Genomic DNA, 18,986 nt, shown 5'->3' on the forward strand with positions numbered 1-18,986 from the left:
GCCGGACATGGGGCGACAGCCTCAACAGGAATCGAAAGGAGAACAACAATGCAAAAGCGCACACTTGGAACCAGCGGTCTCGAAGTCTCGGCTCTCGGACTCGGCTGCATGGGCATGACCTCGGTCTACGGGCCGCCAGCCGTGAGGGGCGATATGATCTCGCTCATACGGACAGCCGTGGATCAAGGCGTCACCCTGTTCGACACGGCGGAGGCCTACGGCCCCTTTGTCAATGAGGAATTGGTCGGCGAAGCGCTGGCGCCGTTGCGGGACAGAGTGGTGATTGCCACGAAGTTCGGCTTCGACATCAATCTTGAGACGGGCCAGCGCAGCGGCGGCCTGAACAGCAGGCCGGATCATATCAGGGCGGTCGCGGAAGCTTCACTGAAGCGCCTCAGGACCGATCGCATCGACATCTTTTATCAGCACCGCGTCGATCCGAATGTGCAAATCGAGGATGTCGCGGGCGCGGTGAAGGAGCTGATCGCGGAAGGCAAGGTCAAGCATTTCGGGCTCTCCGAAGCTGGAGCGCAGACCATTCGGCGCGCTCACGCTGTCCATCCCGTTACCGCGGTGCAGAGCGAATATTCACTGTGGTATCGGGGACCCGAGGCGGAGATCCTGCCAACACTGGAGGAACTCGGCATCGGTTTCGTTCCCTTCAGCCCGCTGGGAGCAGGCTTTCTGACCGGCAAGATGGATGCGAACACGACGTTTGCCAGCACCGACTTCCGCGCCAGTGTTCCCCGCTTCGCGCCCGAGGCGCTGAAGGCGAATGTGCCGCTGGTCGACCTGCTGCGCAAGGTGGCGGCAGCAAAGGGCGCCACCCCGGCACAGATCGCGCTTGCCTGGCTGATTGCTCAGAAGCCATGGATTGTTCCGATCCCTGGCACCACGAAGCTGCACCGTCTGGAGGAGAACCTCGGATCTGCCGCCATCGCGCTTGCGCCGGAGGAGCTCAAAGATATCGACCAGGCTGCCTCGCAGATCACGTTAAAGGGTGCTCGCCTGCCGCAAGCGGTGCTGGACATGACGAACCGCTAGGAAAGGAGAACAACAATGCAAAAGCGCACACTTGGTACAAGTGGTCTCGAAGTCTCGGCCATCGGGCTGGGCTGCATGGGGATGAGCCAGTCATACGGGCAACCGATGGAGACGCCGGATGCTGTCCGCCTGATCCGCTCAGCGTTCGAGCGCGGCGTCACTTTCTTCGACACCGCCGAGGTCTATGGCCCGTTCAAGAACGAGGAGGTCGTCGGTGAGGCGCTGCAGCCAATCCGCGACCAGGTGGTGATCGCCACCAAGTTCGGCATCGACATCGCTGGTACGGCCGGACACGACGGCATGGATAGCCGGCCGGAGCATATTCGCGACGTCGTCGAGGCCTCTCTCAAACGGCTGAGGACCGACCACATCGATCTCCTCTACCAGCACCGCGTCGATCCGGTCGTGCCCATCGAAGAGGTGGCGGGCACGGTGAAGGACTTGATCAGCCAAGGCAAGGTCAAGCATTTCGGCCTCTCCGAGGCGGGCATGCGCACCATCCGTCGCGCGCATGCGGTGCAGCCGGTCACCGCACTTCAAAGCGAATACTCGCTGTGGTGGCGTGAACCCGAGGAGGCGATCCTGTCGGTCCTCGAAGAACTGGGGATCGGCTTCGTGCCCTTCAGCCCATTGGGCAAAGGCTTCCTCACCGGCGCCATCAACGCCAGCACGACGTTCGACAGCAGCGATTTCCGCAACACTGTCCCGCGTTTTGCGGAGGGGGCCAGGCGAGCGAACCAGGCGCTGGTCGATGCGATCGTCGCGATCGCGGCCGGGAAGAAGGTGACCCCAGCCCAGGTCGCGCTCGCCTGGCTGCTGGCGCGGAAGCCTTGGATCGTTCCGATCCCCGGCACCACGAAGCTCAATCGCCTCGAGGAGAATATAGGATCGGCGGCGGTTGCGCTGACGGCGGACGATCTTGCCGACATCGAAAATGTGGTCTCGGCAATTGCCGTGCAGGGAGAGCGCTACTCCCCGCAACAGGCGGCAAGGTCGATCGCTGAGCCAGGCGCCAAGGAGAGCGAGATGAGCCAGTCGGGCCTGTTCTCAAGACGAGGTGCGCTTATGACCGCGCTTGCATTGCCACTGGGTGCTGGATTGGGTGCCGGATCGAGCCTGCCCGCCGCCGCGTCGAACGCGCGGCAGGCGGGCAGCGCCAAGGTTCTGGTGGCGTACTACACCCGAACCGGCAACACGCGCGTCATCGCGCGCCAGATCAGCCGGGCTCTCGGAGCGGACATTTTCGAGATCCGCACCGTGGATCCCTACCCGGAAGACTATGAGGAGCAGGTCGCAGTGGCGGAACAGCAGCGGGTGTCCGGTTTCGAACCGCCGCTCGCCACCACGGTGCCGGACATCAGATCCTACGAGACGGTGTTCCTCGGATTTCCGATCTGGGGCATGACCGCGCCTGCGGTGATCCGCTCCTTCCTGGCGAAACACGATCTGTCGGGCAAGACATTGGTGCCGTTCATCACCCATGGCGGCTACGGAATCGGGCAGAGCCTGAAGGTCCTCGCCGACCATGCGCCGGCGGCGAGGCTCATCGAAGGTTTTTCCAAGCAGTGCGACCAGGAGCGCGAGACGCTGGAACAGGTCACACGCTGGCTCGGCAGGGTCGAAGTGCCCGGCTGAGCCACCACATTAAGGGCGTGCTCTATGGCATCGCAGCCGCGCTGCCGCACATGAAGACCCAGAGAGCGGCCACATGTGATCCTGTTGCGGCCGACGGCGCAGAAGTATTGAGGGCACAAGGATCGTGCCCGGATCGGATGGCAGTATCTCAGCTTGGGATTTGGCTTTCTGCGAACTCGCGTCTTGCGGCCGTGAAAACCTCGCGGGCAGCGTCGGCATTCATGACGGCGATCGCAAGGCCAATGACAATATCTGGCCAAGCCGAGTTCCACACAAATGCCGTGACCAGGCCGGCGGCAATGATTGCGATATTCGCCAGGACATCGTTGCGCGCCGACAAGAATGCTGCGTGGGTAAGGCTGCCGCTGTGATGGCGATAGCGAGCGAGCATCAGCGCGCACGACAGGTTGACGAGGATCGCGCCAGCCGCGGTAAGCGTTAGCGGAACGGGCGCTGGCGGGATTGGAACGTTGAACTTCTGCCAAGCCGTCCAAAGGGTCGCCAAAGCCGGGATCAGAAGTACCCCGGCCAGCGCCATTCCAAGCCGCGCTCGATTACGGATAGTCCAGCCCAGCGCAACCATGATCAGCAGGTTGACGGATGCATCCTCGAGAAAATCGATGCTGTCGGCGAACAGAGATACAGATCCGATCCAAACGGCGACGGCAAACTCGATACCGAAATAGCCAAGGTTCAGGATGGCGACCATCCGCACCGCCTTGCCTAGCGTCCCGGTCATATCCTGTCCTCATCAATTGCCGCTGCCGCAAGGCATATAGGGTTTCCATGACATGAGACATTGCCGATTTCAGCGGCCGCCTTGACAACGCTGCGGTTCCTGCTCCAGCTTGGCGCCATGTTCGTTTTCGCGCCCACCATCACCAAGCGACGCCGCTCCTGCACGAGCGGCAAGCTGATTGCGCGACGACAACAACCAGCACGATAGACCTGGTTCGTTCGTTTCCAGCCCCGCCCGCGACATCCGCCGGCGGGGTTTTCATGTCTGGAGCACTTCATGACCATCGTTTCGTCCATCCGACTTCGGCCGGCCACGCCGGCGAATGCCGCCGCGATCCGGGACATTGTGCGCACCGCCTATGCCAAATGGGTGCCGGTGATCGGCCGCGAGCCGCTGCCGATGCGCGCTGACTATGAGAAGGCGGTTGCCGAGCATCCGTTCGATCTCGCCGTCGAGGATGGCGCCATTGTCGGGATGATCGAAACCGTCCTGACCGACGATCACCTCTGGATCGAGAATGTCTGCGTCGCACCGCAGGCGCAGGGCAGGGGGATCGGCCGGCTGCTGCTGGAACTAGCCGAGCGCAAGGCAATCGAAGCGGGCCGCCTCGAGCTTCGCCTGCTGACCAATGGCGCCTTCGAGGCCAATGTGTCGCTTTACAAAAAGCATGGCTATGTGATCGATCGGGAAGAGCCGTTCATGGGCGGCATGACGGTCTATATGAGCAAGAGGCTCGCGGGATCACCGGTAATCTGAGGAAGGAGTTCGACAATGTCCATCAGCGTCAGGCTTAGGCAACTCTCAGGGCATTACGCGGTTTCCCGGCTGGAGGCGGGCGACGCCATTCCCGGTTGGGCGGACGGGCCAGGCTTCGTCAGCATCACAAGGACCGACGACGAACTTTCGATCGTTTGTCTGCAGGATCGTGTGCCGGATAGCGTCAGGCAGGACGGTGACTGGGTGGCCTTCAAACTCCAGGGGCCGTTTGCCTTCGACGAAACCGGTATCGTGCTGTCGGTCATAAGGCCGTTGTCGGAGAACGGGTTGGGCATCTTCGTGGTGTCCACTTTCGATGGCGACCATCTGTTGGTGAAAGCGACGGATCAGGCCGCCGCGAGGCGGTTTCTGGTCGAGGCTGGACATATCTTGCTGTAATCCAGCCTCGCTCTGGCTCAACGACTCGCGCACTGGCTCAACCACTTCCGGGGTTGCGTTTGACAGCGGCGGTTGTGCATCGTTATCTCCAGCCACATATGACGGCCGGCACGGCCATGCGGTGCATCCCAAGGAGCAAACCATGTCACACAATCTGCAATTCTATATCGATGGCGCGTGGGTCGATCCTGTTGTGCCCAACACTTTCGACGTCATCGACCCGTCGAATGAGGATGCTTTCGCCCAGATCTCGCTCGGCTCCAAGGCCGATGTCGACAAGGCGGTGGCCGCAGCCAAGCGCGCCTTCAACAGCTTTGGTTTCACCGAGGTCGGCGAGCGGCTCGAACTCCTGAACCGCATCATCGCGGTCTACAAGAAGCGCAGCGCCGATCTGGCGGTTGCCGTGTCGCGCGAAATGGGTGCGCCGCGCCAGATGGCATTGGACAGCCAGGTCGGCATCGGTCTTGCGCATCTGCAGAAGATGGCCGACGTGCTAGGGAGTTTCGAGTTCCGCCACGTGAAGGGCAATCATCTCGTGGTCAAGGAGCCGATCGGTGTCGTCGGCCTGATCACGCCGTGGAACTGGCCGCTCAACCAGATCACCTGCAAGGTCGGTCCGGCGCTTGCCGCCGGCTGCACCATGGTGCTCAAGCCCTCAGAGATCGCGCCGCTCGACGCCATCATCTTCGCCGAGATCCTGGACGAGGCCGGCGTACCGAAGGGCGTGTTCAACCTCATCAATGGCGACGGTCCGGGCGTCGGCCAGGCGCTGTCCAGCCATCCCGACATCGACATGATGTCGTTCACCGGTTCGACCCGCGCCGGCATCCTGGTGGCCAAGGCCGCCGCCGACACGGTCAAGCGCGTGCATCAGGAGCTTGGCGGCAAGTCGGCCAACATCCTGTTCGGGGATGTCGACCTCGCAAGCGCCGTCTTCAAGGGCGTCGCCGGTTGCTTCAGCAACAGCGGCCAGTCCTGCAACGCGCCGACGCGCATGTTCGTGCCGCGTGACCGCCACGACGAGGCGGCCGGCTATGCCAAGGCGGCTGCGGAAAAGTTCACCGTCGGCCCCGCCGACGCTGCCGGCACCAAGCTCGGCCCGGTCGTCAGCCAGGTCCAGTTCGACAAGATTCAGGACCTGATCCAGGCCGGCATCGACGAGGGTGCGACGCTGGTCGCTGGCGGCCCTGGCCGTCCGGCCGAACTCAACCGCGGTTATTATGTCAGGCCGACGGTGTTCGCGGACGTCACCCACGACATGCGCATCGCGCGCGAAGAGATTTTTGGGCCGGTGCTGGCGATCATGCCCTATGACAGCGTCGATGAGGTGGTCGAGACCGCCAACGACACCGTCTATGGCCTCGCCTCCTACATCCAGGCCAAGGACATGAAGAAGGCGCGCGAAGTCGCGGCGCGCATGCGCACCGGCAATGTCTACATCAACTATCCCCAGTGGGACGCCGGCCTGCCGTTCGGCGGCTACAAGCAGTCGGGCAACGGCCGCGAATATGCCGAATACGGGCTCGAGGATTTCCTCGAGATCAAGGGCATCGCGGGATATGAGGCGGCGGAGTAAAACGGGTCGGGGCGCGCCACGATAAGTGGCGCGCAACTTTCTGGATCTGGGCCAATCGCCCGAAGTTGGCGCTGCCCCTCACCTGCCTGCCGGCATCCTCTCCCCGTATAGTGACGGGGAGAGGGACGCTGCCATCGCCGGTTTCGCCAATCACCAGCGTTGCAAGTAGGGCGCCAGCGTTGCGGCTAGCCCCTTCTCCCCGTCACTATACGGGGAGAAGTGCCCGGCAGGGCGATGAGGGGCGGCGCTGGCCTCGGCGATTGGTGGTCCAAGGTGGAACCGATCATCGGTGCGAACCAGTTTGCCTTGTGCCTCGCAACGCCGTTCCTTGCCAATTGGCAAATAGATGCTATATATCTGCCAATAGCGAGGCAACAAATGCAGCTTCAGTCCATCGTCACCACGCCTGCCACGGTCGGCAGCGTCATCTCGGATGACGAGGCGGGCGCCTTGGCGCGCACCACGGTCAACCTGTTCAAGGCCTGGAATCTCACGGATATGGAGGCCTGCATCCTGCTTGGCGGTATGTCGGCTCGGACCTGGGCGCGTTGGAAGACTGGGGCGAAAGAAGGCGGCATCGGCAGGATCGACCGCGATCTGCGCACCCGCATGGCGCACCTGATGGGCATCCACAAGGGCCTGCGCTATCTGTTCACGGAGCCGGCGCGCGGCTATGCCTGGATACGCAAGCCCAATGCCACCTTCGGCGGCCAGTCGGCCCTCGACCTGATGCTGCGCGGCGAAATCTCCGATCTCTCGGCGATGCGGGAATGGCTCGATGCGGAGCGTGGTGCATGGTGAGTGGGCTTGCGGTCCGTCGCCGCGTCGACTGGCACCAGACCTTCCGCATCATCCGCTCCATCCATCCGCCCATCGATCTCTTCGAGGACGTTGCCGACCCGCGCGACTGGGAGGCGCTTGCCGCCGTCGAGGCGAAAACGAACCCGCGCATCCGGTTCGAGATCGGCGACCTCGGCAAGGTGTCGGCCGCAAGGCGGATTTCCGGTCCCGGCGCGAGCTTCGTGATGGCGCCCTTCGTGCATTGCTCGACGCTCAGGCCAGGCCGTTTCTCGGATGGCAGTTACGGGATCTACTATGCCGGCGACAGCGAGGAGGTGGCGCTGGCCGAGACCATCCACCACCATCAGAAATTCATGGGCGCCACCAACGAGGGGCCGGGCTGGACAGCGGATTTCCGCGTGCTGATCGGCGGCGTCGACCGCAGCCTCGATGACGTGAACGCCGTGCCAGGCGTGCTCGACCCGGACGACTACACCGCCTCGCAGGCGGAAGGGCGGGCGTTGCGGGCTGCCGGCAGCGATGGGCTGGTGTGGAACAGCGTGCGCATGCCGGGCGGCGGCTGCATCGGCATCTTCTGGCCTGATGTCATCACCGTTCCGGTGCAGGGCCGGCACTACAGCTATCACTGGGATGGCGCCCGCGTGGACTTCGTGCGCCAGCACGATACGGGAAAGGTGCTGGCCGTCACCTGATGGCGGGCGGACACGCTTTACAGATCGCGGGGAAGCCGATATCCATAAATCCAAGGATTCGGATATATGGATAAGAAAGACACTTTGAATGCACTGGCCGCACTTGGCCAGGAGACGCGGCTGGATGTCTTCCGGCTGCTCGTGCGCGCTGGGCCGGAAGGCATTCCGGCTGGCGAGATCGCGACAAGGCTGGACACGGTCCAGAACACCATGTCAGCGCATCTGAAGGTGCTCGCCCATGCCGGGCTGATCCGCCCCGAACGCGACGGTCGGATCGTGCGCTACGTCGCCGACATGACCGGCTTGCGCGACCTGCTGGCCTATCTGATGGAAGATTGCTGCAATGGCGCGCCGGAACTCTGCCGACCCGTCATCAATGCTGTGACCTGTGACTGCTAGTCCTGTCTGGGAGCAACCACCGATGAGCGATCCGACATTCAACGTTCTTTTGCCATGCACCGGCAACTCGGCCCGCTCGATCCTGGCCGAGACGATGCCGAACCGCGTCGGATGAAGACCGTGGCGGACGACTTGCCACGCCGCATCGTCGCGGAAGCGCTGGGAACCGCGCTGCTGGTCGCGACCGTGGTCGGCTCCGGCATCATGGCTGCCCGGCTGACTCACGACGTCGCCATTTCGCTGCTCGGCAACACGCTGCCGACCGGGGCGATCCTCGTCGTGCTGATCACGATACTAGGGCCGATCTCCGGGGCGCATTTCAATCCGGCCGTCACGCTGGTGTTCGCGCTTCGCCGCGAGATCGAGGCGAACGCCGCGCTTGCCTATGTCGTTGCCCAAATCGTGGGCGGCATCGCCGGATCGTTTCTGGCTCACGCCATGTTCGAGCTGCCGATCCTGCAGGTTTCCGCGACGGTGCGGACCGGAGCCGGGCAATGGCTCGCGGAGGCGGTGGCCGCCTTCGGGCTCGTCTTCACCATCCTGGCAGGACTGCGCTTCCGCTCAGACGCGATTCCCTGGCTGGTTGGACTCTACATTACCGCCGCCTACTGGTTCACGGCCTCGACCTCCTTCGCCAATCCGGCCGTCGCCGTTGCCCGGGCATTCTCAGACACATTCGCGGGCATCCGTCCGGTCGACCTGCCGGGCTTTATTGCCGCCGAATTGCTCGGGGCGCTGCTGGCCATGGCCCTGGCGGGCTGGCTGCTCGCCGAACCGAAACCAACAAGACAGATGAAGGCTGCCGAATGACCATCACCATCTACCACAACCCCGATTGCGGCACCTCGCGCAACACGCTGGCCATTATCCGGCAGTCCGGCGAAGAGCCGGAGGTGATCGAATATCTGAAGACGCCGCCGTCGCGCGAAAGGCTGGTCGAACTGATCGCGGCGATGGGCATGACGCCGCGCGACCTGCTGCGCGAGAAGGGCACGCCCTATGCCGAACTCGGCCTTGCCGACCCGAAATGGTCCGACGAGAAGATCCTCGATTTCATGCTGGCGCATCCGATCCTGATCAACCGGCCGATCGTGGTCAGCCCGCTCGGCGTCGTCCTGGCGCGGCCCTCGGAAAAGGTGCTGGACATCCTGCCCAACCCGGAGATCGGCGCGTTCACCAAGGAGGATGGCGAGGTGGTCACTTACGCCTCGGGCAAGCGTGCCGGCTAACGCTATTTCCATATTTTTCGAAATTGAGTTGACGGCGCGAAAAGTGTCGCATAGCCTACTTCCATGAAACTCGAAAAAGCAGCCGCCCAACTCGAAGCGCTGGGCAACCCGACGCGGCTTCAGCTCTATCGCATCCTGGTGCGCGCCGGCGATGACGGGCTTGCTGTCGGCAGTGTCCAGGGCAAGCTCGACATTCCGTCCTCGACGCTGTCGCATCACCTCAAGCGGCTGGTCGACACCGGCCTGGTGACGCAGGAGCGGCAGGCGACGACGCTGATCTGCCGCGCCAACTATCCCGGCATGAATGCGCTGATCGGCTATCTCGCCGATGAGTGCTGCGCTGACGCCACTTGCGCGCCCGCCGCCAGCAAAGCCCTGGTTTGATTTTTTTTGCGCTTGTAATTCGAAGATACCGGAAGGATCGAACCTATGGACATGATGGCAAATCTTCCCGTCGGGGTGATCGGCGCCGGCCCGGTCGGCCTTGCAGCCGCGGCGCATCTGGTCGAGCGCGGCATCCGTCCGCTCATCCTGGAGCGTGGTGAAAGCGTGGGTGCGGCACTGCTCGAATGGGGCCATGTGCGGGTATTTTCGCCGTGGGAATACAACATCGACGCAGCGGCGCGGGCGCTTCTCGACCGCTCCGGCTGGACGGCGCCGGACAGCCAAGGCCTGCCGACCGGCGGCGAGATCGTGCGCGATTATCTGGCGCCTCTCGCGGCACTTCCCGCGATCGCCGCCAATTTGAAACTCGGTGCGGAGGTCACCGCGATCACCCGTCAGGGACATGACAAGGTCGCCAATGACGGCCGCAAGGACGCGCCCTTCGTCATCCGCTATCGCGATGCCGGTGGCGAGCACCGCGTTCTCGCCCGCGCCGTCATCGACGCGTCCGGAACATGGTGGCGGCCAAACCCGATCGGTGTCGACGGCCTGCCGGTTCCCGGCGAAGGCGCGGCTTGCGGGCGCATCGCCTATGGCATTCCCGACGTGGTCGGCAAGGCGAGAGAAGACTATGCGGGCAAGCGCGTCCTGGTCATCGGCGGCGGGCACTCGGCCATCAACGTCGCCCTGGCGCTGATGGAACTGCAGGACGCGGCACCTGGCACCGAGATCTTCTGGGCGCTGCGCCATGCCAGCGTCGACAGGCTGCTCGGCGGCGGGCTGAACGACCAGTTGCCCGAACGCGGCGCGCTTGGGCTGGCCGCCAGGCAGGCGATGACGGATGGCAGGCTGAACATGCTGGCGCCTTTCGCCGTCAACCGCATCGAGACGCAGGGCGAGGGGCTCGCCGTCGATGCCAGCCTGGCCGGCAAGCCGTTCAGCCTGGCCGTCGACCGCATCGTCGTCACCACCGGCTTCCGGCCCGATCTGTCGTTCCTCGGCGAAATCCGCATCGCGCTTGATCCCGTCGTCGAAGCGCCGCCGGCGCTGGCGCCGCTGATCGATCCGAACTTCCACTCCTGCGGCACGGTTCCCGCGCATGGCATCGCGGAACTCGCGCATCCCGAACCCGGCTTCACCATCGTCGGCTCGAAATCCTATGGCCGCGCCCCGACCTTCCTGATGGCGACCGGCTACGAGCAGGTCCGCTCGGTGGTCGCCGACATTGCCGGAGACCATGTCGCGGCCCGCGAGGTGCGGCTGGTGTTGCCGGAGACCGGCGTGTGCAGCGCGGTCGGTGTCGTGACGGTATCGGCAAGCGCCGGCTGCTGCGGCGGGCCTGCGCCGGCCGATGTCGACGCTTGCTGTGTCGAGGATGCGCATGCCAAGGCCAAGGGCGCCTCGGGCTGCGGCTGCGCAACCACGCCGGCCAGCACCGAGGCGCAAGAGACGATGGCAGCCAGCATCGATGCCTGACCGGTCCGTTCTGCGCAAGGCGATCTGGGCGCTGGGGCTGACCCAGATCATCGGCTACGGCACGCTCTTCTACAGCTTCTCGATCCTGGCGCCGGCAATGGCCAGGGAGTTCGGCCTCGCGGAAGGCTGGGTGTTCGGCGCCCTGTCCGCCTCGCTGTTTGCCGGCAGCCTGTTCGCGCCGACGGCCGGGCGATGGGCCGACCGCTTCGGCGCCGGCCGCATCATGACCATCGGCTCGGTCGCGGCAGCGGTGGCGCTGGCGCTGTGCGCCGTCGCGCCCGGCCGCGTGACCTTCGTCCTGGCCTTGCTGGCCATGGAGCTGGCCTCCAGCTTTGTCCTCTACAGCGCCGCCTTCGTGGCGATCGTACAGATCGGGGTTCCCCGGCCGCAACGCAGCATCACCCACCTGACGCTTATCGCGGGGTTTGCCTCGACCCTGTTCTGGCCATTGACCTCGGCGCTGCACGCGCAGCTGACATGGCGCGAGGTCTATCTCTTGTTCGCCGCGCTCAATCTCGGGCTCTGCCTGCCGATCCACGCCTGGCTGATGCGCCTGTCACGCCGTAATGCAACCGCAACGCTGCAAGGACCCGCCCGCGCTTCCGAACAGGGCGCACTGCTCGATCCGCGGCGCGGCCGGGCCGCATTCCTGCTCATGCTGGCGGGGTTCGCCACCGAGGGTTTCGTGCTGTCGGCGATCCTCATCCACATGGTGCCGCTGACGGCGGCCCTTGGGCTGGGCACCGCCGGCCTCTTCGTTTCGACCCTGTTCGGGCCGGCGCAGGTCGCCAGCCGGCTGATCAACATGCTGTTTGGCGGGCGGCTTCAGCAAACGCATCTCGCCGTCATCGCCGCGTCGCTGCTCACGGCCGGGCTGTGCGCGCTGCTGCTGACCACGCCGTGGCTGCCCGGCGCCTTCCTGTTCGTGTTCCTGTTCGGCCTCGGTTCCGGCCTCACCAGCATCGTCGGCGGCACCTTGCCGCTCGAACTCTTCGGCCGCGAAGGCTATGGCGCGCGGCTCGGCTGGGCGAGCGCTGCCCGCCAGTTCACTTCGGCCTTCGCCCCGTTCGCGCTCGCCTTCATGATGGCGCGGACATCCGTCGCCAATTCGCTGTGGGTGCTGGTGGTCGTCGCTGCGAGCGGCGTCATCGCCTTCCTCGCCATCGCGCTGCTGAGACGGCGTGGCGGCCGGGTGGCGTTTGCGATTGGCGGCAATCCGGAAGAGGCGACCTAAGGCGCGGCGGGATGCGGTGCCTTCAATGCCTGAGTATCTTGCTGAGGAAGGCGCGGCTGCGGTCGGTCTTGGGGTACGAGAAGAACTCGTCCGGGGTGCCGCTTTCTCCGATCGCCGGCAAAAATGGAATGGTTTTCCTGCCATATCGTCTCTACCCGATCTATATATCGGTTGAGATCGATGCAGGTGAATATGGACCAGGACATCATATTGAAGGCGCTGGCGCATCCGTTTCGACGCGATGTCCTGGCGTGGCTGAAGGAGCCTGAACAGCACTTCGCCGCGCAGGCGCATCCGCTCGAGATGGGGGTCTGCGCCAGCCAGTTCGACCGTCGCGGCCTGGCGCAGTCCAGCGTCTCGGCGCATCTGGCGACGCTGGCGTCGGCGGACCTCGTCACGACACGGCGGGTCGGCCAATGGGTGTTCTACAAGCGCAACGAAGAAACCATCGCGGCCTTCCAGGCCGCCCTGTCCGGTCTCTGACGATCCTCCCCCGTCCTCCCCCCATGAAAGGCTTTTTCTCATGACTACACTCTTTGATCCGCTGCAGGCCGGCGACCTGGCGCTGGCGAACCGCATCGTCATGGCGCCGCTGACGCGCAATCGTTCACCCAATGCGGTCCCCGGCGACCTCTCGGTCACCTATTATGGTCAGCGCGCCACGGCCGGGCTGATCGTGACGGAGGCCACCGCCATCAGCCATCAGGGCCAGGGTTATGCCGACGTGCCAGGTCTCTATGGCGCGGATCAGCTTGCCGGCTGGAAACGTGTCACGGACGCGGTCCATAGAGCCGGCGGCAAGATCGTGGTCCAGCTCTGGCATGTCGGACGCATCTCGCATGTTTCGTTGCAGCCCGGCGGCGGCAAGCCGGTGGCGCCGTCGGCGATCAGGGCAAACTCCAAGACTTTCCTGGTCAGGCCGGATGGCAGCGGCGAGTTCGCCGAGACCTCCGAGCCGCGCGCGCTCGATGCGGCCGAAATCCCCGGCATCGTCGACGATTTCCGCCGCGCCGCCAAGGCGGCGATCGAGGAGGCAGGTTTCGACGGCGTCGAGATCCATGGCGCCAATGGTTATCTCGTCGACCAGTTCCTGCGCTCGGGCACCAACCATCGTACCGATGACTATGGCGGTTCCATCGAGAACCGGACGCGCTTCCTGTTCGAGGTGGTCGACGCGGTCGCGGGCGCCGTCGGCGCCGGCAGGACCGGAATCCGGCTGTCGCCGGTGACGCCCGCCAACGACACTTCGGATGCCAATCCGCAGCCGTTGTTCAACCATGTGGTGGAGGGGCTGGGCCGTCGCAGCCTGGCCTATATCCATATCGTCGAAGGCGCGACCGGCGGGGCGCGTGACTTCAGCCAGGGCGACAGGCCGTTCGACTACGCGGAACTCAAAGCCACCTACCACAAGGCTGGCGGACGCGGTGCCTGGCTGGTGAACAATGGCTACGACAAGGAACTGGCCGAAAAGGCCGTTGCCGACGGCAAGGCGGACCTTGTCGCGTTCGGCAAGCTGTTCATCGCCAATCCCGACCTCGTGAGCCGGTTGAAGCGGAATGCCGAACTCAACGCCCCCGACAAGGCGACGTTCTATGGCGGCGACGCCAGGGGCTATACGGACTATCCGACGGCAGCCTGAGCCACCCCACCGGACGGTTTGCCCTTTCGCCCGCAGCGGAAGGGCAGCCGGTCGGCCTGTCACGACGATCCATGACCGGACTGAACAATTCGGCCCGGACGGCGTACAGATCCTTGCAAGGCAACGCTATTCTTCGATTGATACAATGGCCGCCGGACAGATTGACGGGAAGCGCCGAGAAGGCGCTCCCTGTCGCTGCCTTCAATGCCTGAGTATCTTGCTCAGGAAAGCCCGGCTGCGGTCGGTCCTGGGATGCGAGAAGAACTCGTCCGGCGTGCCGCTTTCGACGATGGCGCCGGCGTCCATGAACACCACGCGCTGGGCAACCTTGCGGGCAAAGCCCATCTCGTGCGTCACCACCATCATGGTCATGCCTTCCTCGGCGACCGCGACCATGACATCGAGCACTTCGGAAATCATCTCGGGGTCGAGTGCCGAAGTCGGCTCGTCGAACAGCATGATCTTGGGCCGCATGCCGAGGCAACGCGCGATCGCCACACGCTGCTGCTGGCCGCCGGAAAGCTGTGCGGGATAGGCGTTGACCTTGTCGGCGAGGCCAACCTTGGCCAGCAATTCGCGCCCGGCCTTTTCGGCCTCGGCGCGCGGGATCTTGCGGACATGGATGGGGGCGAGCGTGACGTTCTCGAGCGCGGTCTTGTGCGGGTAGAGGTTGAACGACTGGAAGACGAAGCCGATCTCGGTGCGCAGCTGCGTCATGTTGGTGGCGGGGTCGCCGAGGCGCTGGCCGTCGACGACGAGGTCGCCGTCCTTGATCGCCTCCAGGCCGTTGACGCAGCGGATCAGCGTGCTCTTGCCCGAGCCGCTCGGGCCGCAGACGACGACCACCTCGCGCGGCTCGACGCTGAGCGTGATGTCCTTCAGCACGTTGAGCGAGCCGAACCATTTGTTGACGCCGCGAAAGTCGATCATGCCCGTTTTGGTCATCGATGTTGGCCCTTTGGGATTGGCTGTCACAACTGCACCTCGCCATGCGCGGCACCCATGCGCCGTTCGAGCCGGCGGGCCAGCATGATCAGGGGATAGCAGACGATGAAATAGCCGACGCCGACGAGGAAGAAGACCAACAGGCCGTTGGGCACACGCTGCACCACCAGCCAGCCGACGCGGGTGAGGTCGGTGAGGCCGATGGCGGAGACGACGGAAGAATCCTTGATCAGCAGCACATATTGCCCGACCAGCGGCGGCAGCACGATGCGCATCGCCTGCGGCAGCACCACCTGGCGCATGCGCTGCCAGCGCGACAGGCCGGATGCCAGTGCCGCCTCGACCTGGCCGGTCGGTACCGAGCGGATGCCGGCGACGACGATCTCGCAGATGAAGCAGGCGGCCAGATTGGTCAGCGCGATGATGCCGGCAGTGAAGGCATCGAGCTCGATGCCGAACTCCGGCAGGATGAAGAAGATCAGGAAGATCTGCACCAGGAACGGCGTGCCGCGGATGAGATCGACCCAGGCCCCGATCAAGCTGTCGATCAGACGGTTGCCGCCGGTGCGCAGGATGCCGAGACCGAAGCCGAGCAGGGTGCCGAGCACCAGGCTGATCAGCGACAGCACCACGGTCATGCCGAGGCCGCGCAGGGCCAGCGGATAGGAGCCGGCGAGGCTTTGCAGCTGTTGCCAGATCATGTCCGCGCCCCCGCCGTGCCGAGCCAGCGGCTGGAGAGGCCAGCCAGTCCCTTCAGTCCGTAATAGAGCAGCAGATAGAAGGCGGCGATGGTGAGAAAGCCCTCCGCCGGCATGAAGCGGTCGGAGGCGAGCAACTGGCCGGCGCGCGTCAGTTCGGAAACCGAGATCAGCGACAGCAGGGCGGAATCCTTGACCAGCACGATCGCCTGGCCGAGCAGCGGCGGGATCGTCACCTTGAAGGCCTGCGGCAGGACGACCAGGCGCATGCGCTGGACATAGGTCATGCCCGAAGCGACGCTGGCTTCGACCTGGCCGCGCGGGATCGACAGGATGCCGGCGCGAATGATTTCAGCGATATAGGCGCCGCTGTTTAGCGATAGCGCGAGGATGCCGACGACCAGCTCCGGCAGCACGAAGCCGAGCCGGGGCAGGCCAAAATAGAGGAAATAGAGCTGCGCCAGCAAGGGCGTGGCGCGCACTGCGTCGATATAGGCCTTGGCCGGCGCGCGAAACAGCCAGCCGCGCTGCAGGTTCATGGCGCACAGCACGATGCCGACGATGAGCGCGCCGACAAAGGACAGCGCCGACAGCCAGACGGTTGTGACCAGGCCCTGCCCGAACAGCGGCAGATATTCGACGATGGTGCGGAAACTGAAATTTTCGAGCATCGTTGGGTGAAATCCCAGAGTGCAGGAAACGACGGATGAAGCGAAATTCCAGGCGGTTTCGCGGCGCTTGAGACGTGCGCGAAACCGCCGGGTTCTATCGCTGCTTAGTGATCCTTCTTCCAGGCGTCGGAATTGACCCAGTAGTCGAGGTTCTTCTGCAGGCGGCCGTCGATGCTGACCTGGTTGAGGAACAGGTTCATCCAGATCAACAGGTCCGGCTCGTCATAGCGGGTGGCGAAGGCAAGCGGCTCCTTCGACAGAAGGTCCGGCATGATGGTGAAGGTGCCGGCCGGATAGGCTGTCGACTGGCCCTTGACCGCCGAGATGTCGTTGACGCCGCAATCGGCCTGGCCATTGTTGACGGCGTCGAGCAGCAGCGGACCGCCGCCCTTGTAGCTCTTGATGTCGGCATCGGGGAAAGCGGTCTTGGCTTCCTTCTCGCCGGTGGCGCCGAGCAGCACGGCGATCTTGGTGCCCTTGGCCTTGCAGTCCTCGGTGGTCTTGAACTTGCTGTCGGCCTTGGTGAAGACGGTGCTGCCCGTGTACATGTAAGGCGTGGTGAACGCGACCTTCATGCCGCGCGCCAGCGTTGGTGTCATGTCGGCGACCAGCAGGTCGGCCTTGCCCGACAGCAGTGCCGGGATCAGGCCGTCCCAGTCGAAGTCGAGGAAGGTGATCTTGACGCCCATTTCCTTGGCCATCAGTTCGGCGAGTTCAACCGAACTGCCGGTGCGCTCGCCATTGGCGCCGACCAGCGAGAAGGGGGGGCCCTGGGTCTGCACGGCGACGCGCAGTTCGCCGCGCTTGGTGATGTCGTCGAGCGTTCCGGCACTGGCCGCGGCGGTGAGCCCGGCGAGGGCAAGTCCGGCGATGAAAAGTCTGGCAATCTTCATTTCGGTATTCCTCCTTGTTTTATTGTTCCACGTTGTTTTTCACCCCTGGGGGTGCTTTTTGAGCGGCAGCGCCGTTGCCGGCGGCAGCCACCGTTCGAAAATCCTCAGTCCCAGGCCACCGTCTCGGCAACCGTGATGCCGCGCCTGGCCAGTTCGTCGAAGAACCTGATGTCGGGCACATCCAGCAGCGGGTTGAGCAGACCGGGTTTGGTGATCTCGCCGCGTGCCAGCATCTGCGCCACGATGCTGGCGGGATAGCCGACGCCGAGGCTCATGCCGAACAGGCCGGAAACCAGGTCGCGCTCGATGATCAGGTCCGACGTCACTGTCTTGGCGCGGCCGCCTTCAAGGCCGGAAAAGACATTGCGCATCACGCACAGGTCCTTTTCGCCGGGGCCATATTGCAATTGCGGCCCGAGCAGCCGGCCGAGGAATTCGCGCGGGCTGTTGCCGGTGCCGGGCACCTTGTCTTCGGAGAGGAAGCCGAGCTCCTTCAGCGGCGCCCAGAAGGCCGACCATCCCGGCCAGCGCAACGTGTAGCGGCCGGAGCGGCGCAGCCCCTTGGCCGCGTCCAGCATCTCGACATAGTGCAGCGCATCGCCATTGGGGAAGGCTTCCAGCCTGCCGAGGCCCGCGATCTCGATCTCATGGATGAACGTATTGTCGTGCTGCTGGCCGGCCGGCACCGCGACGCGTTTTCCGTCCTCGATCATCACGCTGTCGCGGTTCTGGCTGACCAGGACCATGTCGAAATTCCAGCTCACCTTGTAGCAAAGCGGCTTGGCCATCGCCTTCGGCTCGGGGATGCCGCCGCAATAGGAATCGATCGAAGAAATCGAAGAAAACTGCCTTGCGGCGCGCGCGTAGAGCACCAGGTCGATGCCGGGGTCGAGCCCGCATTCGGTCATGATCGGGACGCCTGCCTGTTCGGCGGCCGGCGCCAGGTCGGCGATCGATTTGGCGTAATTGGTGGTGACCAGCGGCGTGCGCGTTGCGATCGCGGCCTGCACCGCCTCGCGCATCAGCGGCTGCGGCAACAGGTCGATGACGGCGTCGACATCATCGAGCACCGTGGCCAGCGCCGGGCCGATCGCGCCCTCAGGTACCACGAAGCGCACGCGGGCAAGATCGGTCAGGCCGGCAAGCCGGGCAGGGCCGTCCGCTGCGGTGTCGACGCAGACGATTTCCTCAACGCCGTCGCTGGCGACGAGGTCGGCGATTGCCGCCCGGCCTTGCAGGCCGAGGCCGCCGAGTACCGCGATCTTCATACCGGCTCCTTGCGGTCGTCCGACCAGCAGCCTTCCGGCAGGCTGACCCATTTGTTGCAGGACGCCATGACGACGAAGGTTTCGCTGCGCACCACTTCGCCGGGCTCGCCGGCGCCGGGGATCAGCTCGCTGGTGACGCGGTAGAGGTCGGCGACGTCGCCGGCCACCGTCACGTCGACGATGATGTCGAAGCGCCCGGTGACCACCGAGGCCGAATTGACGAAGGGCAGTTCGGAAATGCGCTGCGCCAGCTCGCGGGCCCGGCCGCGCCCCTGGGCATTGATGCCGACAATGGCCGAGATCAGCTCGGGGCGCTCGGTCAGGTTCAAGAGCCCGACGATCTTGAGCAGGTTGCGGTCAAGCAGATTGCGCAGCCGCGTGCGCACCGTCGGCACCGAAATCGCCAATATCTCGGCGATGCGGTTGATGCCCGGCTGTGCATCCTGCGACAGCTGTTTGACCAGCCGCCGATCAGTCAGATCGAGATGTTCCCGCAAAGTCCCCGTCT

At 64.5% G+C, this 18,986-nt stretch carries 22 protein-coding genes and 3 pseudogenes; 17 read left to right on the forward strand and 8 right to left on the reverse strand.

The annotated features are described in order from the left end of the window. Nucleotides 1–48: 48 nt before the first annotated feature. The 3 genes and pseudogenes from C8D77_RS06515 (at nt 49) to C8D77_RS38265 (ending at nt 2,679) form a co-directional block, all read left to right on the forward strand. Entirely contained in the window at nt 49–1,044 is a 996-nt protein-coding gene (locus C8D77_RS06515; RefSeq protein ID WP_109660367.1) for an aldo/keto reductase, read from the forward strand. A 15-nt stretch (nt 1,045–1,059) separates the two neighbouring features. Next, nucleotides 1,060–2,037 (forward strand): annotated as a pseudogene (locus tag C8D77_RS38260) (aldo/keto reductase); the annotation flags it as partial. A 72-nt stretch (nt 2,038–2,109) separates the two neighbouring features. Further along, a complete protein-coding gene (locus tag C8D77_RS38265; RefSeq protein WP_170136699.1) occupies nt 2,110–2,679 on the forward strand; it encodes a flavodoxin in 570 nt (189 codons plus the stop codon). A 148-nt stretch (nt 2,680–2,827) separates the two neighbouring features. Here C8D77_RS38265 and C8D77_RS06525 read toward each other — a convergent pair whose 3' ends face one another. Then, nucleotides 2,828–3,418 carry a cation efflux transmembrane domain-containing protein gene (locus C8D77_RS06525; protein WP_109660371.1) on the reverse strand — a complete coding sequence of 197 codons (591 nt, stop codon included), beginning with the start codon at nt 3,416–3,418 and terminating at the stop codon, nt 2,828–2,830. A gap of 276 nt (nt 3,419–3,694) precedes the next feature. On the opposite strand from C8D77_RS06525, the gene C8D77_RS06530 reads away from it, so the two are divergent. The 12 genes and pseudogenes from C8D77_RS06530 (at nt 3,695) to arsK (ending at nt 12,364) form a co-directional block, all read left to right on the forward strand. Then, nucleotides 3,695–4,174 (forward strand): GNAT family N-acetyltransferase, encoded by a 480-nt coding sequence (locus C8D77_RS06530; RefSeq protein ID WP_109660373.1) that lies wholly within the window; start codon nt 3,695–3,697, stop codon nt 4,172–4,174. Between the two features lie 15 nt (nt 4,175–4,189). Beyond that, nucleotides 4,190–4,573 carry an ACT domain-containing protein gene (locus tag C8D77_RS06535; protein WP_109660375.1) on the forward strand — a complete coding sequence of 128 codons (384 nt, stop codon included), beginning with the start codon at nt 4,190–4,192 and terminating at the stop codon, nt 4,571–4,573. A 142-nt stretch (nt 4,574–4,715) separates the two neighbouring features. Further along, the gene (locus C8D77_RS06540; RefSeq protein WP_109660377.1) at nt 4,716–6,149 is read left to right on the forward strand and encodes an aldehyde dehydrogenase family protein; all 1,434 of its coding nucleotides are present in this window, start codon (nt 4,716–4,718) and stop codon (nt 6,147–6,149) included. A 378-nt stretch (nt 6,150–6,527) separates the two neighbouring features. Further along, on the forward strand, nt 6,528–6,950 hold the full coding sequence (locus C8D77_RS06550) for an MbcA/ParS/Xre antitoxin family protein (protein ID WP_109661358.1): 423 nt from the start codon (nt 6,528–6,530) through the stop codon (nt 6,948–6,950). Further along, the gene (locus C8D77_RS06555) at nt 6,944–7,642 is read left to right on the forward strand and encodes an RES family NAD+ phosphorylase (protein ID WP_109660379.1); all 699 of its coding nucleotides are present in this window, start codon (nt 6,944–6,946) and stop codon (nt 7,640–7,642) included. The genes C8D77_RS06550 and C8D77_RS06555 overlap by 7 nt, the downstream gene beginning before the upstream one ends. A 66-nt stretch (nt 7,643–7,708) precedes the next feature. After that, on the forward strand, nt 7,709–8,041 hold the full coding sequence (locus C8D77_RS06560; protein WP_109660381.1) for an ArsR/SmtB family transcription factor: 333 nt from the start codon (nt 7,709–7,711) through the stop codon (nt 8,039–8,041). 22 nt (nt 8,042–8,063) lie between these two features. Next, nucleotides 8,064–8,153, forward strand: a pseudogene (locus C8D77_RS06565) (arsenate reductase ArsC); the annotation flags it as partial. Continuing rightward, entirely contained in the window at nt 8,153–8,851 is a 699-nt protein-coding gene (locus C8D77_RS06570; protein ID WP_109660383.1) for an aquaporin, read from the forward strand. The pseudogene C8D77_RS06565 and the gene C8D77_RS06570, both read left to right, overlap by 1 nt. Next, nucleotides 8,848–9,270 (forward strand): arsenate reductase (glutaredoxin), encoded by a 423-nt coding sequence (arsC, locus tag C8D77_RS06575; RefSeq protein ID WP_109660385.1) that lies wholly within the window; start codon nt 8,848–8,850, stop codon nt 9,268–9,270. Before C8D77_RS06570 ends, arsC begins: the two co-directional genes overlap by 4 nt. Before the next feature lie 63 nt (nt 9,271–9,333). Continuing rightward, the gene (locus tag C8D77_RS06580; protein ID WP_109660387.1) at nt 9,334–9,654 is read left to right on the forward strand and encodes an ArsR/SmtB family transcription factor; all 321 of its coding nucleotides are present in this window, start codon (nt 9,334–9,336) and stop codon (nt 9,652–9,654) included. A gap of 51 nt (nt 9,655–9,705) precedes the next feature. Then, nucleotides 9,706–11,130, forward strand: a complete 1,425-nt coding sequence (locus C8D77_RS06585; RefSeq protein ID WP_170136700.1) for an NAD(P)-binding domain-containing protein — start codon at nt 9,706–9,708, stop codon at nt 11,128–11,130. Further along, nucleotides 11,123–12,364: an arsenite efflux MFS transporter ArsK gene (arsK, locus tag C8D77_RS06590; RefSeq protein WP_109660392.1), complete on the forward strand. Its 1,242-nt coding sequence runs from the start codon at nt 11,123–11,125 to the stop codon at nt 12,362–12,364. The genes C8D77_RS06585 and arsK overlap by 8 nt, the downstream gene beginning before the upstream one ends. Before the next feature lie 22 nt (nt 12,365–12,386). On the opposite strand, the pseudogene C8D77_RS38955 reads toward arsK, so the two are convergent. Further along, nucleotides 12,387–12,479 (reverse strand): annotated as a pseudogene (locus tag C8D77_RS38955) (polar amino acid ABC transporter ATP-binding protein); the annotation flags it as partial. Nucleotides 12,480–12,556: 77 nt separating this feature from the next. Here C8D77_RS38955 and C8D77_RS06600 point away from each other — a divergent pair. Further along, on the forward strand, nt 12,557–12,847 hold the full coding sequence (locus C8D77_RS06600) for an ArsR/SmtB family transcription factor (RefSeq protein ID WP_109661360.1): 291 nt from the start codon (nt 12,557–12,559) through the stop codon (nt 12,845–12,847). Nucleotides 12,848–12,887: 40 nt separating this feature from the next. Further along, on the forward strand, nt 12,888–14,003 hold the full coding sequence (locus C8D77_RS06605) for an alkene reductase (RefSeq protein ID WP_109660394.1): 1,116 nt from the start codon (nt 12,888–12,890) through the stop codon (nt 14,001–14,003). A gap of 201 nt (nt 14,004–14,204) precedes the next feature. Here the strand turns inward: C8D77_RS06605 and C8D77_RS06610 are convergent, their stop codons facing one another. The 6 genes from C8D77_RS06610 to C8D77_RS06635 all read right to left on the reverse strand — a co-directional run bounded on the left by C8D77_RS06610 (nt 14,205) and on the right by C8D77_RS06635 (nt 18,975). Then, complete coding sequence (locus tag C8D77_RS06610) at nt 14,205–14,948, reverse strand: amino acid ABC transporter ATP-binding protein (RefSeq protein WP_109660396.1); 744 nt, start codon at nt 14,946–14,948, stop codon at nt 14,205–14,207. Nucleotides 14,949–14,974: 26 nt separating this feature from the next. After that, a complete protein-coding gene (locus C8D77_RS06615) occupies nt 14,975–15,649 on the reverse strand; it encodes an amino acid ABC transporter permease (RefSeq protein WP_109660398.1) in 675 nt (224 codons plus the stop codon). Further along, nucleotides 15,646–16,317, reverse strand: a complete 672-nt coding sequence (locus C8D77_RS06620; RefSeq protein ID WP_013530557.1) for an amino acid ABC transporter permease — start codon at nt 16,315–16,317, stop codon at nt 15,646–15,648. Before C8D77_RS06620 ends, C8D77_RS06615 begins: the two co-directional genes overlap by 4 nt. A gap of 104 nt (nt 16,318–16,421) precedes the next feature. Beyond that, entirely contained in the window at nt 16,422–17,210 is a 789-nt protein-coding gene (locus tag C8D77_RS06625; RefSeq protein ID WP_109660400.1) for an ABC transporter substrate-binding protein, read from the reverse strand. A gap of 104 nt (nt 17,211–17,314) precedes the next feature. Continuing rightward, on the reverse strand, nt 17,315–18,478 hold the full coding sequence (locus C8D77_RS06630) for a saccharopine dehydrogenase family protein (RefSeq protein WP_109660402.1): 1,164 nt from the start codon (nt 18,476–18,478) through the stop codon (nt 17,315–17,317). Then, nucleotides 18,475–18,975 carry an Lrp/AsnC family transcriptional regulator gene (locus C8D77_RS06635; RefSeq protein WP_109660404.1) on the reverse strand — a complete coding sequence of 167 codons (501 nt, stop codon included), beginning with the start codon at nt 18,973–18,975 and terminating at the stop codon, nt 18,475–18,477. The genes C8D77_RS06630 and C8D77_RS06635 overlap by 4 nt, the downstream gene beginning before the upstream one ends. Nucleotides 18,976–18,986 lie beyond the last annotated feature (11 nt).

Origin of the sequence: Mesorhizobium loti (assembly GCF_003148495.1) — a bacterium.
GTDB classification, from domain to species: Bacteria; Pseudomonadota; Alphaproteobacteria; order Rhizobiales; family Rhizobiaceae; genus Mesorhizobium; species Mesorhizobium loti.

Coding starts and splice junctions, on each gene's coding strand:
- C8D77_RS06560 (WP_109660381.1), top strand. CDS start 7,709: ATGGATAAGAAAGACACTTTGAATGCACTGGCCGCACTTGGCCAGGAG.
- C8D77_RS06610 (WP_109660396.1), bottom strand. CDS start 14,948: ATGACCAAAACGGGCATGATCGACTTTCGCGGCGTCAACAAATGGTTC.
- arsK (WP_109660392.1), top strand. CDS start 11,123: ATGCCTGACCGGTCCGTTCTGCGCAAGGCGATCTGGGCGCTGGGGCTG.
- C8D77_RS06585 (WP_170136700.1), top strand. CDS start 9,706: ATGATGGCAAATCTTCCCGTCGGGGTGATCGGCGCCGGCCCGGTCGGC.
- C8D77_RS06605 (WP_109660394.1), top strand. CDS start 12,888: ATGACTACACTCTTTGATCCGCTGCAGGCCGGCGACCTGGCGCTGGCG.
- C8D77_RS06630 (WP_109660402.1), bottom strand. CDS start 18,478: ATGAAGATCGCGGTACTCGGCGGCCTCGGCCTGCAAGGCCGGGCGGCA.
- C8D77_RS06535 (WP_109660375.1), top strand. CDS start 4,190: ATGTCCATCAGCGTCAGGCTTAGGCAACTCTCAGGGCATTACGCGGTT.
- C8D77_RS06580 (WP_109660387.1), top strand. CDS start 9,334: ATGAAACTCGAAAAAGCAGCCGCCCAACTCGAAGCGCTGGGCAACCCG.
- C8D77_RS06530 (WP_109660373.1), top strand. CDS start 3,695: ATGACCATCGTTTCGTCCATCCGACTTCGGCCGGCCACGCCGGCGAAT.
- C8D77_RS06555 (WP_109660379.1), top strand. CDS start 6,944: ATGGTGAGTGGGCTTGCGGTCCGTCGCCGCGTCGACTGGCACCAGACC.
- C8D77_RS06525 (WP_109660371.1), bottom strand. CDS start 3,418: ATGACCGGGACGCTAGGCAAGGCGGTGCGGATGGTCGCCATCCTGAAC.
- C8D77_RS06515 (WP_109660367.1), top strand. CDS start 49: ATGCAAAAGCGCACACTTGGAACCAGCGGTCTCGAAGTCTCGGCTCTC.
- C8D77_RS06600 (WP_109661360.1), top strand. CDS start 12,557: ATGGACCAGGACATCATATTGAAGGCGCTGGCGCATCCGTTTCGACGC.
- C8D77_RS06570 (WP_109660383.1), top strand. CDS start 8,153: ATGAAGACCGTGGCGGACGACTTGCCACGCCGCATCGTCGCGGAAGCG.
- C8D77_RS06615 (WP_109660398.1), bottom strand. CDS start 15,649: ATGATCTGGCAACAGCTGCAAAGCCTCGCCGGCTCCTATCCGCTGGCC.
- C8D77_RS06625 (WP_109660400.1), bottom strand. CDS start 17,210: ATGAAGATTGCCAGACTTTTCATCGCCGGACTTGCCCTCGCCGGGCTC.
- C8D77_RS06620 (WP_013530557.1), bottom strand. CDS start 16,317: ATGCTCGAAAATTTCAGTTTCCGCACCATCGTCGAATATCTGCCGCTG.
- arsC (WP_109660385.1), top strand. CDS start 8,848: ATGACCATCACCATCTACCACAACCCCGATTGCGGCACCTCGCGCAAC.
- C8D77_RS06550 (WP_109661358.1), top strand. CDS start 6,528: ATGCAGCTTCAGTCCATCGTCACCACGCCTGCCACGGTCGGCAGCGTC.
- C8D77_RS06540 (WP_109660377.1), top strand. CDS start 4,716: ATGTCACACAATCTGCAATTCTATATCGATGGCGCGTGGGTCGATCCT.
- C8D77_RS38265 (WP_170136699.1), top strand. CDS start 2,110: ATGACCGCGCTTGCATTGCCACTGGGTGCTGGATTGGGTGCCGGATCG.